The sequence below is a fragment of the Paenibacillus sp. FSL k6-2145 genome, assembly GCF_037976585.1.
Lineage (GTDB): Bacteria > Bacillota > Bacilli > Paenibacillales > Paenibacillaceae > Paenibacillus.
Window position 1 is genome coordinate 3,631,074 of the sequence record NZ_CP150267.1, and the last position, 12,941, is coordinate 3,644,014.

Genomic DNA, 12,941 nt, shown 5'->3' on the forward strand with positions numbered 1-12,941 from the left:
TTTAATGAGAGCTTTTTTCTACCTTCCCTATCAACAGGAGGTTATTCAAGGATATGCAGGATCATGCGGAACTGAAAAGTCAGCTTCGATCCAGACTGAGACAGAGCCGTGATCTGATGGATGCAAACATGCGTCAGCAGGCAATGACTAAGATTAACGCTGGAGTGAAGCGGGAGCTGGAACGCCTTAGACAGGCCAAGAGTAAGGTCGTGAACAGACCACTCGTCATATTCAGTTATTTGTCCTATGGAAGCGAAGCGTCCACAGCTTTTCTGTTTCAAGAGGGCTGGAAACATGGAGATGTGATGCTTGCACCAAAAGTATTGGCGAATCCACCCCGAATGGAGCTACGGCGAGTGACCGGAGAACAGGATCTGGAGCCAGGCATATGGGGGATACCCGAACCTAAGGATTCCTGTGAAGTCCTGACAACTGATGATTGGCTGGATATCGATCTCGTATTGGTACCGGGGCTTGGTTATGATCTCCATGGAGGGCGTATTGGTTATGGTGGCGGTTATTATGATCGTTTTGCCGAGACGCTTGCAGCAACATGTGCGATGACGGGCAAGAAACCGTTGATGGCTGCGATGGTATTGCCGGGTCAGTTACAAGAGGAGATCCCGATGGACCTGCTCGATCTGCGGATTGATCTGTTGATAACAACCGAAGGTATATTACATATCGAATAAAGGGTTGTGATGTGATTGAGTTCAGAAGTGAACAGCCAGGCTTCGGGTGGCAAACTGACCCATTTTAATGAACAGGGGCGGGCCCGGATGGTTGATATTTCGGGTAAGGAAATTACCGTACGTACGGCTGTGGCCGTAACCAAGGTGACGATGAATCCAGATACACTGGAAGCGATTCGGGAGGGCCGAATCGGTAAAGGTGATGTTCTGGCTGTGGCTCAGATTGCCGGGATTCAAGGCGCGAAGAAAACGTCGGACTGGATTCCGATGTGCCATCCCTTGGCACTGACGGGTGTGGATATTCGTTTTCATGATAACGGAGTGGATGAATTACACATTGAAGTTACTGTCAAAACTGAAGGCAAAACGGGTGTTGAGATGGAGGCGCTCACGGCTGCCTCAGCTGCAGCACTGACGGTCTATGACATGTGCAAGGCCATGCAAAAAGATATGATTATCGGTCCAACCATGCTGAATTCCAAGAGTGGTGGCAAAAACGGTGATTACAGCCGATAGGCAATATTTATTTTCATAGAGGAGAAGGGTGATCTTTATGGTGTGGAGAACAGCAATCCTGACAGCCAGTGACAAAGGAGCCCGCGGGGAACGTGAGGATACGAGTGCACAAGTCATTCGGGAGCTGGTGGAAGAAGAGCTGGGTGGTCAAATCGTGGAGTACCGTATCGTTCCGGATGAACCCGATGAGATTATTGCGGCTTTGATTGAGATGACGGATTATTTTCACGCCGATCTGGTGCTGACTACCGGTGGCACGGAGCTGGCCATTCGTGATATTACTCCGGAAGCGACCCGGCGCGTAATTGAGCGGGAAGTTCCCGGGATGGCAGAGGCCATGCGGTACAGTGTAATGAGCAAAAACCGTTCTGCAATGCTGTTCCGCGGGGTATGTGGCATTCGTGGACGCACGCTGATTGTTAATCTGCCAGGTACACCAAAGGGTGTGCATGAACATCTGGCTGCCATTATGGATCAGCTTCCGGAAGCGCTGCTGATGGTTACGGGTCAGTTCAAGCAATAATCGAGCATGGACTCTGGGGCAAGATATCCGATTAGCCATGACTGTTGTTAGATTGTTCTAGTGACATCTCTTATTTGTGAATTTTGCGGGTTATGTAAGTGGTTACATCTATGGTATGATGGGCTTAAATTAAGAACGCAGCAGAGACATCTATGAACATCTGGCCGAATATGCGCATCTTCGAAGCTTGAGACGAGGAGGAATATCAATGTTTAGTTCCATTGGACCAACGGGGTTTATTTTGCTGGCCGTGATTGCATTGTTGTTGTTTGGACCCAACAAACTTCCGGAACTGGGACGTGCAGTTGGGCGTACCTTCCGTGAATTCAAAGAGGGCGCTCGCGAGATTATCTCTGAGGATGACTCGTCCAATCGCAAAGAGCAGGAGAAGGCGAAACCGCTGGCGGCTGAGAGCACACCTGCAGACAAGCCTGCTGATAAACGCCTGCCGGAATAATCTTGACGGCAATGAAAGAGAAATCCCTTCCTGCCGGAAGGGTTTTGTATTTTAAGCTGGCAATAATGGGGGGCAGGCATGACGCAGCAAATGGAAGAAATGTCGATTACGGAACATCTGAGTGAGCTGCGGAAGCGGCTGATTTATGTACTAAGCATTTTTGTGCTGGGACTGATTGCAGGATTTTTTGTGGCGGACCCGGTATACCAATATCTGACCAAGGCAGAGTCGGCAAAAGGTTTTGTATTACATGCCTTCTCTTTCTGGGACGGGATTGGCATCTACATGAAGATTGCAGGGTTGTTCTCACTTATTATTACATTGCCGTTTACGGTGTATCAGATCTGGAAGTTTGTTAGTCCGGGGCTGAAACCGCGCGAGCGAAAAGCAACGCTGAAGTATGTGCCCTACGTGTTTCTTTTATTTCTGACAGGTATGGCTTTTTCGTATTATGTTATTTTTCCGATGGCACTTGCCTTTACAACAGCGATAACAGAGAAGATGGGGCTTGTGGAGACCTACGGGATGAAACAGTATTTCAGCTTCCTGTTTGGAATTGTGTTGCCTGTGTCCCTGTTATTTGAACTTCCTTTACTTATTATGTTTCTGACAGGACTGCGGATCCTGAATCCAATTCGCCTTCGCAAGATGCGCAGAGTTGCTTATTTTGTTCTGATCTTCATTGCAGTGGTTATTACACCTCCAGACTTTATATCTGATCTGCTGGTGATGATTCCCTTGCTCCTGTTATATGAGATCAGTGTGTTATTATCCGCAATCGTATATCGCAAGCAGCTTGCAGCCGATGAAGAGATCGAATCCCGCTATGTTCGTGCCGAGGATAAGAAACATGCGGGTTGAATGAGGATAAGCTGTAATGTGCCCGGAAAAGACGGTATGTTCTTATCCGGGCTATTTCTGTAGACTGCCGACCAACACGACAGGACAAGCAGGCATATTATGTTCAACAATGGATACAATGGGAAAGGGACTGTCCGCTAACGTTGCAGAAGGGCTAAACAATTTCGTAGAATAAGATTAGTGAATTGCAACATAGAACCAGGCACAGCGGGTGTAATTTGGCTATGTTTGTGTAAATTCAACGTAAATTCTCGCAGGAATTCGTCAAAAGGACTTGAAATCATGCTTCAAGTTGAGTATCATAAAGTTGGTTGTTAGCACTGAACACTGTCGAGTGCTAATACATATGGCTACAACCTACAATGTAACGTTATATAATTTCAAAAGGAGGCTATTTTTCATGATCAGACCTTTAGGTGAACGCGTATTGGTAGAACCACTGGAGCAAGAACAAACAACTTCTTTCGGGATCGTACTCCCGGACTCCGCCAAAGAAAAACCGCAAGAGGGCAGAATCATTGCAGTTGGTGCTGGAGTATTGAAAGACGGCGTACGTGTAGCTCTGGAAGTGAAAGAAGGAGATCGCGTTATTTTCTCCAAATATGCCGGTACAGAAATCAAATTCGAAGGTAAAGAATATTTGATTATGAAAGAAAGCGATATTCACGCGATTCTCGACTAATTCAAATTTAATCGGATAACCGAACCATATAGCACGACCATTTTCCAACAAAAACTAGGGAGGTTTTCTTAACATGGCTAAAGACATTAAATTCAGTGAAGACGCTCGTCGCTCCATGCTTCGTGGTGTGGATGCATTGGCTAATGCAGTAAAAGTAACACTCGGTCCTAAAGGCCGCAACGTGGTTCTGGAGAAAAAATTCGGAAGCCCGCTCATCACTAACGATGGTGTAACCATTGCTAAAGAAATCGAACTGGAAGATGCATTCGAGAACATGGGTGCACAACTGGTTAAAGAAGTAGCAACGAAAACAAACGATGTTGCCGGTGACGGTACTACAACAGCAACTGTATTGGCGCAAGCGCTGATCACAGAAGGTCTGAAAAACGTAACAGCGGGCGCTAGCCCAATTGGTATCCGTAAAGGTATCGACAAAGCGGTTAAAGCTGCGGTTGCAGAATTGCAATCCATCTCCAAACCAATCGATTCCAAACAATCTATCGCACAAGTTGCAGCAATCTCTGCAGCTGACGAAGAAGTAGGCGAACTGATCGCTGAAGCTATGGAAAAAGTAGGTAAAGATGGCGTAATCACAGTAGAAGAATCCAAAGGATTCGCTACAGAGCTTGAAGTGGTTGAAGGTATGCAATTCGACCGTGGATACATCTCTCCTTACATGATCACTGATACGGACAAAATGGAAGCTGTTTTGGACAATCCGTACATCTTGATCACAGACAAAAAAATCTCCAGCACGCAAGATATCTTGCCATTGCTTGAGAAAATCGTTCAACAAGGCAAACCGCTGGTATTGATTGCTGAAGATATCGAAGGCGAAGCACTGGCTATGCTGGTTGTGAACAAATTGCGTGGTACATTCAATGCTGTAGCTGTTAAAGCTCCAGGATTCGGTGACCGTCGTAAAGCAATGCTGCAAGACATCGCGGCCCTCACTGGTGGCCAATTGATCACGGAAGAACTGGGTCTGGACCTGAAATCCGCTGTTGTGGAACAACTGGGTACAGCTCGTCAAATCCGCGTAACAAAAGAAAACACAATCATCGTTGACGGTGCTGGTAACAAATCCGATATCGATGCACGTGTTAGCCAAATCCGTACACAACTGGAAGAAACAACTTCCGAGTTCGACAAAGAGAAACTGCAAGAGCGTCTGGCTAAATTGTCGGGCGGTGTAGCAGTAATCAAAGTTGGTGCGGCTACTGAAACAGAATTGAAAGAACGCAAACTTCGCATCGAAGATGCCCTGAACGCAACTCGCGCAGCGGTTGAAGAAGGTATCGTATCCGGTGGTGGTACAGCGCTCATGAACGTATATAGCGCGGTTGCGGCTGTAGCTCTGTCCGGTGACGAGCAAACAGGCGTAAACATCGTCTTGCGGGCTCTGGAAGCACCAATCCGCACAATCGCAGCTAACGCTGGCGAAGAAGGTTCCGTAATCGTGGAACGTCTGAAAAAAGAACAAACAGGCATCGGCTTCAACGCTGCAACTGGCGAGTGGGTTAACATGATCGAAGCTGGTATCGTTGACCCTGCGAAAGTAACTCGTTATGCATTGCAAAACGCTGCTTCCGTAGCTGCAATGTTCTTGACTACTGAAGCGGTTATCGCTGACAAACCAGAACCAGCAGGTGCTGGTGGCGGAATGCCTGACATGGGCGGTATGGGTGGAATGGGCGGCATGATGTAATAAAGGTGTAAAAACCTTTAACGCATCATGTGCCTGGCAGAGCGAGTTCTCGTTACGATGTGACAAGAATTTGTGAAGCAGCCACTGTTACAAATGATAAACAACACAAAAACCACTTCTTATTTAAGGAGTGGTTTTTAAATCTTTAAAAGTTCTTTGATGATAGTAAAGAAAGTTCTCTAAAAATTGAAGGGCGGATGGTCGTTTGGAATTAAGAATTTATTTAGTCTTGTTGATGGTAATTATAATTTGTGGAGGGGTAATCTGGAGGGTGATAAAAAGGTTAAAATGGGATGTGAAATTCCACCGAGATCAGAATAATAAACTAAATGAAGCCAATTACCAATTGCGTGATAGTATTAAAAGTAAAGAAAGCATAATTAAAAAAATGCGGTTATCGGCATTGAATCTACAGAATGCTATAAATTATAAACAGCCTGAGGACTTTAACAGGCATGTTTTCATTTGTAATCTTAATGAAGGACAACAAGTAGTCATTATATTTGATGAAGAATTAGAGTATAGCCAGGAACTTCAGCAAAAATTTATTGATAGAGACCGGAGTCCGTTGAAACATTCTAGGGAAATTGAATGTGTTGTATTCGTTGATGGTGAGAAAGAACAGCCACTCCTAATGAAGCATGTTTTTGGAGGTAGCAATAATGCAGAAATAGAGGATATCAATTGTGGGAAGTTTACAAACCGAGGTATAGGGACATATATTTTACAAAATTTGTTTATTGTCCTGAAAGGAATGGGAATTGAAACAGTAAAGGCGTCCCTTTCAACGGTTGACTACCATAAAAAAGATAAGTTATATAATTTCTACTTGGAGAAGAACGGATTTAATTTGATTAGGGAACTAACTGAAGATAAGTGGGGCCTTGTATCCAAGAAATTAAATGTGTAACGTTTTGAATTCTTCAAAAATACCAACGTTCATGTATCGAGTCAGACCTGGTTAATGAACATAGTGACTCCACACTAAGGTGGGAAGACTGTTAGGGAATAACCTAGTCTCTGCGTTTTAAACTCTAGCACGTACATATTCCTATACTGATGCCCTTGTTTAATATCCATCCTACGGTATGGCTTCTGACTGGATGCACTTTTTGGGATGTGTTGGAGAAGAACTCAGTGGGGATGGCTAACGAAGCTTATAACGTGAACAGTAAATCACCCGCAACAATTGAGTGTAAATATCAGGTGATATTTACATTAAGATTGATAATAATAGGTAATGTTCCGACAATAGACGTTGGCTTCAACGCTCCGACTGGAGAGTGGATTAAAATAATCGAAGTGGATATCGCTGGTGGTGGGATGCTTGACATGGGCGGTATGATGTATTAAAGGTGAAAAATTTAAATATATCATCTGCCTGGGAGAGTGAATTTTCTACGATGTGACAAAAATTTGAGAAGCAATGGCAACTCATATATTATAAATGTAACAAAAACCACACTACTTAATTTAGTGTGGTTTTGATTTGTGAGAAAAAAGATAATTTTCATTTTCCTTGATTGTTGCTATGAGCAATAATTACCTCCCTTGAATTAATCCAGATCATATATAGAACCAGGGAGGCTACCATATAATTCTTCATATAGCTTCTCTGCGTATGAATCTGTCATTCCTGATAAATAGTCAGCAACAAACCTCTCAGAACACCATGAATCATCATTATTAAATCTATCTAGCCAGTCTGTAGGAATGATTGAATCTGTGTTCTTCATGAATACATCCCACAATTTATTAATGATATTCTCGCCTCTTTGTTGAAGACGTTGTACACGTAAGTCCCTCACTAGAGTTACCCAAGCAAGTTTCTTTAAGATAATCATTTTTCTTTTAAGGTCAACATCTTCCATCCCATTTGAATCTACAAAAGTAACTTTAAACCATTCACCATCTTCAATAATCCCAACTTGTTTAACAAAATTATTTACTGAAAAGGCTTTGTTCTCTTTACGAGTCAAGGAGTTGTTTTTTTGCAGTTTACTGTGAATTTCATCCCAATTTTCGAGATATTCTTGCAATACTTTCTTGACTTCCTGCTTAATCTGTACCCCTTCCCAAAGCTCAGGCTCTTTTTCATATGCTTTATCAACTTCTAATGATACAAAATCAATTAATCGATCATTAAGTAAAAAAGATTCGTTCATCTGTATTTTTCCTGCCCTAATACCATCTTCAATGTCATGCGAAGAGTAAGCAATATCATCACTTAAATCCATAAGTTGGGCCTCTAGAGTTGCTTTCTTTTCTGGCATGTCCCATTTGTTCCGAATTTCTGAAATATAACTCCACTCACTACTGTATAAACCTTTAGAGGAATCAACAGTAAGTTCATATGGGTATTTATTAATTGCCAGTAGAGTCGCTGCTGACAAATTAAGTCCATCATATCTGGAGTCTCTTTTTTCTAGAAACATTAATAAACGAAAATTTTGAGCGTTGCCCTCAAACAATAAATTATACTCTTTTAATTTCTCATTAAGATCGTGTTCCCCCTTGTGACCAAAGGGTGGATGTCCGAAGTCATGAGCAAGTGCCGCACACTCTACAACAAGTGGGTCAATTACTAGCCCTGGATGTTCCTTGTTTGCAGAAGTAGTAGTAATGCTTCTTGCAATACTTCTTGCAATCTGGGCTACTTCTAGAGAGTGTGTTAGTCGAGTTCTATAATAGTCTCCTGATCCGGCTCCAAAAACTTGCGATTTTCCCTGGAGTCTTCTAAATGTAGGTGAGTGTATAAGACGTCCATAATCTCTTTCAAATGGTGAACGGTTATCACTAGAGTCTCTTCCGGTGGAACTCTCATCAAATTGTCTTACTGCTCTAAGTTTATTAATCTCGTTCATAAAATTAGCCCCTTTGAAATTTACTGAATTACTAGTTATATTTTACCATGAGATAACATTTAGGTGAATTAGATTGTTAAGAGATTTAGGTTTATAATAGTATCCTGATGTTCGTTGATTCTGGGTTTGATGCTCACTGCAATATTTATCAACTTCTTCATGAATCTATATAGCTTTGCTTATGCACTGATTACCGTGCTTTTACTTGCCTTTATGGGATGGGGATTCTTAGCAAAGTTAAAGAATGACGTTCGTCAGCATGAAGATCATCATAGAAGAGAGCACCAATCTGCGATCGATGACATTGATCGATACACCAGGTAATAACTAACGAACGAACAAAAGAACATATCATACTTAGGATCAAAGTTACGTTACATGTATCCTACGCTGAAATGAGTAAAGGCTCCCGTGAGGGAGTCTTTTTAATGTTAATTTTTCTGAAAAAAGTACTGATATTTCATCTATTGCTAAACAGACAGTTGTTAAGTAAAATTAACATATGAATAAGTACTCATATATTGATACATAAATGATAATGGAGATGAGACATATGTATGATGTATTGGTTATCGGAGTTGGGCAAGCAGGCTTGGCAACAGGTTACTATCTTCAGCAGTCGGGGTTAAGCTTTTTAATTGTTGACGCTGCCTCATCTGTCGGGGAGTCTTGGCGTAAACGGTATGATTCCTTACGTCTGTTTACCCCACGAATGTATGATGGGTTACCGGGAATGCCGCTTAGTGGAAATGAAAATGGCCTGCCAAGCAAAGATGAAATTGCAGATTATTTTGAAAGTTACGCCAAGAAAATGCATCTTCCTATAAAGTTAAACTGTGTAATCTCGCGTCTCTCGAAGCAAGATGAGGTGTACTATGCTGAAACTAATGATGGAATGATTGAAGCGCGCAATATTATCGTTGCGACGGGGCCTTTCCAGACCAAGAATGTTCCTCATTTTGCGAAATCATTATCCGAGAGTGTAATTCAGCTTCATTCATCAGAGTATAAAAATATGTCTCAATTGCATCCTGGAACAACAGTGGTCGTAGGTGGAGGGAATTCAGGTGCCCAAATTGCTGTAGAGTTAACATCAGATGAACAACAAACCGTATACATATCCATAGCTCGAAATATTACCTTTAGGCCTTTGCATATTATGAGACGAAGTATATTCTGGTATTTTGAAAAGCTCGGAATATTACGTGCAAGTGCAGACCGTATGGTTGGAAAATGGTTGCGAAATCAGCCAGACTACGTCTATGGCTACGAGTTAAAAGAGTTGATGATCCAAGGGAAAGTTAACATGCGCCCACGTGCTGTAAATGCAATAGATAACCGCATCCTATATGAGGATGGTAGTGAGACAGCAGTAGACAATATTATTTGGGCGACTGGGTTCAAACGAAATGATGGTTGGATCAATATCAATGCTGCTTTTGATTCCCAAGGTGCAATTTTACACGAGAGAGGAGTCTCACCGGTGGCTGGACTTTACTTTGTAGGACTGCCTTGGCAGACATCACGAGGTTCAGCACTGTTGGGATGGGTCAAGTACGATGCTCAAAGAATCGTTAGTCATATCAAAGGTAAGTCACATTAGACTATATAAATTGAACTAATCATTTACACGATAACGGAGAGGACAGAAAAAACCTGAAAAAGCAAAGCGTTCGCCTTTATCGCCGGATTTTCCCCTTCGGAAAAGGAATCAAAAAAATCTGGGGATAACAGTTATTGGAAGGTTATTCTATCATCGTAGTGTCTGTGTAAATAACTTTAGTTCAACTTATATAGATTAGATATCAGGAATGATTAGCAAATATCATAACTCACATTTTTGGGTATATTCCTAAAAGGAGGGATTTTATGAAATTATTTAAACTGCCAATCATTCTTTGTGTTATAGTACTTTTATCTATTGTTTCAGCTTGTGGTGCGGATGATAGGTTACACGGAAAGAGCGATAACTGGGATGTGTCTCTTCAGAGATCAACAGGGATCTATAGTATTACTTATATAGGTGATGAAAAGCGTATAAAGGATTTTGTTTTTGACCTTACCGGCAATAATATAAAACAACAGGGGAAAGCGCTTGAGGAACAAGGGGTACCGTTCAGTATGTCGGGAACGGTTACTGAGGCGGAGAATACGAAAGACCCAATTACTTTTAAAATGAGTTGGAACAATCAAAGCGAGATTGTAACGTTTGAGTAACTCTCGCATTCGGGAGGTGTTCATCAGTGGTTTGGTGGCAACTACTGAATCATTATATAGTATATTCCACACGTTAGGCCGTTCCTTCAGGGAGCGGCCTTTTTCACAACGAAGTCTTACTTCGCAACAGTTATTTCAAAAGTCGAGTGATCATGATCCTGAATGCTGAAGCGATATTCCAATCCATTTCGAACCGTCGCCCCATCAAAATCAGACTGATTCACATCACGATCCAATAGACCGATATCCTGGATGACATCTTGTGCATCGTTATACGTGTACTCACTATTGGTTGTGAGAATGAGTGTGGCGATCGCGGTCAACAGAATTCCACCTGTGGGTTGGCGCGGGTCACCAGTCGCGTATAAGCTGATTTCCTGAATGCTCCGATCTGCATTCACTACACCAACCAAACGCAACTCGTCATTAAAGATATACTCGAAAGCACCACTGCCTTGCTCCGAAGAGTCTTGTATATCCAAGCGGGTAATACTCAGCCCGTTCAGTCGGTATTTGCCTACGGCACCATTAAACTTGTTTTTAAATTCATCGGTAGTCATATGGAGGCCAGAAAGTTCGATTTGGGATGAAGGGGGCTGATCTATTTCAGACTGATTAGAGTTCGAAGATAAAGTCAGCATGCCATACAACCCAATTGAAGCAATCGCAAAACAGGCCGTTGTTAGAATAATGTATTTGATCGGCAACCTATTACCTTTGCGAATAGATAAGATCATCAGAACAAGAAATCTTAAGAAAGCAATGAAACCAAGAATGAAGAGAGCGGTAAACAGATATTGCAAATTCTCACCTCGTAATCAAAATAATTTCATCGTTCGAGCACCTCATTTATTATAATGTTCTCATGAAAAACTTCAAACTCTACTACGTACCACTCACCCAAAAAAAGCCAATGTTTGTCAAGCATTTCAGGATGGTATGCTTCATCAAGGCACGTAGAAGTTGAAATCAATTCATTACTGCTGGGATCAAAGCATCCCAATTCTCTCCATTGATCTCTCCTTCAAATCGATAAACTGGCTGATAATAACCTTTTGAATCATAGGTGTAAGTCAGTTCATACTTGTTCACACTTAGTTTGTCTCCTTTCTTTAAGTTGTTATAGATCGAAAAGTTTCCCTTGGGAATTTCTTCGTATGCCTCAGCCGGACTGATAATATCAACCACTCGCACATAAATATTTTTATTCATAGAGTATAATAAATTCTGAGGAATCATAGGTTCTGCTGATGGGACAATCATAACTAGTCCGGTATCATAATCGCGGTCACCCTTCGCGATATCTGTAACTGTTTTTTCGATATCCCATCGGACCGTGTCTCCATTTTGCGTGCTGAATATCGCTTTCTTAGGCAATAAGTCATTCTTAATCAACCAACTGCCATACTCTTGTCCTTGTTTGATTAAATCTTCCGGCTCTACTGGAGTGCTTGCTTCAATATTAGATGCCAGCCACCATGTGCCTCGACTGACGTCATAATTAAAGGTGTATTCTGTTCCCGTATTGTCAAGAAAACTCCAAATTCGGTTGTATCCATCAATAGATATGCTACCTTTCTGATGTAATTCAAAATAATCCTTCATTAGAGAGGCAACTCGTTTGGCATATTCCAGGTTGTGAATTTCACTACTGCGATAAAGAGATACTTTCTCGGCCTCATCCGGTAACCTTGTGTTAAGCGTTACTTCGACTTGATTCATATTTTGAGAAATAGCTGGACGTATGGAGAGATTACCAAGTTCTTTGTTGTGATAAATGATAAAAGCACTGGAAAAAAGCATCGTAAAAACTAGTGGTATGCAGAGTGCCTTCCATAGTGATCTTAAGGTGATCTTTCTTTGCTCAACACTGTCGAGGATCGCTCTCATCAACAAATATCCTGCCATACTGCCTAGTGTATTATGTAGAATATCATCAAGTTCAAATATTCCCCTACCGGTGATCATTTGTAAAATTTCGATACCCAATGTTACCAACAGCGATATGAGTAGCACGGGCTTAAAGTGACGCGTTTTCATTCCGATATGCGGAAGTATAAAACCGAATGGTGCGAACATCAACATGTTAAAAATGATGAGCTGGAATTCGCTCAACGACCATTGATTCCATGCATTTATATAGCCACTGAATAGCTCTAAATTGATCCAACCCTCATAATTAGCTCCTCTGCTAAATGTGGTTAAAGTCATAACAATGACAAACCAACCCAAGATCAAAAATGACGCTATAAATTGCCTGTTAGTTATGCTTCTTTTACCCCCTCTTTTCCTATATGCAATATATACTGAATAAGTAATACCGATTACAACAACTCCTGCGGCCAATGCAATAGCTAAGATAGGCAATATTCTGCCTATAACTTGTATTAAATCCATTTGTAACTCCTCCATTTTTTTTGT

General features: G+C 41.8%; 14 protein-coding genes. 11 read left to right on the plus strand and 3 right to left on the minus strand.

Translation table 11 applies throughout. The features are described from left to right. The first annotated feature begins 53 nt into the window (after nucleotides 1-53). From NZ043_RS15935 to NZ043_RS15975, 9 genes are all read left to right on the plus strand, one after another. Nucleotides 54-692, plus strand: coding sequence for a 5-formyltetrahydrofolate cyclo-ligase (locus tag NZ043_RS15935; protein ID WP_133386737.1), 639 nt, complete (start codon nucleotides 54-56; stop codon nucleotides 690-692). 15 nt (nucleotides 693-707) lie between these two features. Next, on the plus strand, nucleotides 708-1,208 hold the full coding sequence (moaC, locus tag NZ043_RS15940; RefSeq protein WP_276324007.1) for a cyclic pyranopterin monophosphate synthase MoaC: 501 nt from the start codon (nucleotides 708-710) through the stop codon (nucleotides 1,206-1,208). A 37-nt stretch (nucleotides 1,209-1,245) separates the two neighbouring features. Next, nucleotides 1,246-1,731 (plus strand): MogA/MoaB family molybdenum cofactor biosynthesis protein, encoded by a 486-nt coding sequence (locus NZ043_RS15945; RefSeq protein ID WP_017690080.1) that lies wholly within the window; start codon nucleotides 1,246-1,248, stop codon nucleotides 1,729-1,731. A 208-nt stretch (nucleotides 1,732-1,939) separates the two neighbouring features. Then, a complete protein-coding gene (tatA, locus tag NZ043_RS15950) occupies nucleotides 1,940-2,188 on the plus strand; it encodes a twin-arginine translocase TatA/TatE family subunit (RefSeq protein ID WP_036668966.1) in 249 nt (82 codons plus the stop codon). Nucleotides 2,189-2,266: 78 nt separating this feature from the next. Beyond that, nucleotides 2,267-3,049 (plus strand): twin-arginine translocase subunit TatC, encoded by a 783-nt coding sequence (gene tatC / locus NZ043_RS15955; RefSeq protein WP_091033760.1) that lies wholly within the window; start codon nucleotides 2,267-2,269, stop codon nucleotides 3,047-3,049. 400 nt (nucleotides 3,050-3,449) lie between these two features. Beyond that, nucleotides 3,450-3,731 carry a co-chaperone GroES gene (groES, locus tag NZ043_RS15960; protein ID WP_017690077.1) on the plus strand — a complete coding sequence of 94 codons (282 nt, stop codon included), beginning with the start codon at nucleotides 3,450-3,452 and terminating at the stop codon, nucleotides 3,729-3,731. A gap of 73 nt (nucleotides 3,732-3,804) precedes the next feature. Beyond that, on the plus strand, nucleotides 3,805-5,439 hold the full coding sequence (groL, locus tag NZ043_RS15965) for a chaperonin GroEL (protein ID WP_036611259.1): 1,635 nt from the start codon (nucleotides 3,805-3,807) through the stop codon (nucleotides 5,437-5,439). Between the two features lie 205 nt (nucleotides 5,440-5,644). Then, nucleotides 5,645-6,349 carry a hypothetical protein gene (locus tag NZ043_RS15970; RefSeq protein WP_133386738.1) on the plus strand — a complete coding sequence of 235 codons (705 nt, stop codon included), beginning with the start codon at nucleotides 5,645-5,647 and terminating at the stop codon, nucleotides 6,347-6,349. Nucleotides 6,350-6,582: 233 nt separating this feature from the next. Next, nucleotides 6,583-6,792, plus strand: a complete 210-nt coding sequence (locus tag NZ043_RS15975; RefSeq protein ID WP_339308851.1) for a hypothetical protein — start codon at nucleotides 6,583-6,585, stop codon at nucleotides 6,790-6,792. Between the two features lie 203 nt (nucleotides 6,793-6,995). On the opposite strand, the gene dgt is transcribed toward NZ043_RS15975, so the two are convergent. Next, nucleotides 6,996-8,303 carry a dGTP triphosphohydrolase gene (gene dgt / locus NZ043_RS15980; RefSeq protein WP_133386740.1) on the minus strand — a complete coding sequence of 436 codons (1,308 nt, stop codon included), beginning with the start codon at nucleotides 8,301-8,303 and terminating at the stop codon, nucleotides 6,996-6,998. Between the two features lie 544 nt (nucleotides 8,304-8,847). Between dgt and NZ043_RS15985 the strand changes: the two genes are divergently transcribed. After that, nucleotides 8,848-9,906 (plus strand): NAD(P)/FAD-dependent oxidoreductase, encoded by a 1,059-nt coding sequence (locus NZ043_RS15985; protein WP_165980380.1) that lies wholly within the window; start codon nucleotides 8,848-8,850, stop codon nucleotides 9,904-9,906. 266 nt (nucleotides 9,907-10,172) lie between these two features. After that, nucleotides 10,173-10,520, plus strand: coding sequence for a hypothetical protein (locus tag NZ043_RS15990; protein WP_339308852.1), 348 nt, complete (start codon nucleotides 10,173-10,175; stop codon nucleotides 10,518-10,520). A gap of 116 nt (nucleotides 10,521-10,636) precedes the next feature. Here the strand turns inward: NZ043_RS15990 and NZ043_RS15995 are convergent, their stop codons facing one another. Next, entirely contained in the window at nucleotides 10,637-11,323 is a 687-nt protein-coding gene (locus NZ043_RS15995; protein WP_339308853.1) for a hypothetical protein, read from the minus strand. A gap of 166 nt (nucleotides 11,324-11,489) precedes the next feature. Beyond that, a complete protein-coding gene (locus NZ043_RS16000) occupies nucleotides 11,490-12,917 on the minus strand; it encodes a VanZ family protein (protein WP_339308855.1) in 1,428 nt (475 codons plus the stop codon). Nucleotides 12,918-12,941: the final 24 nt, after the last annotated feature.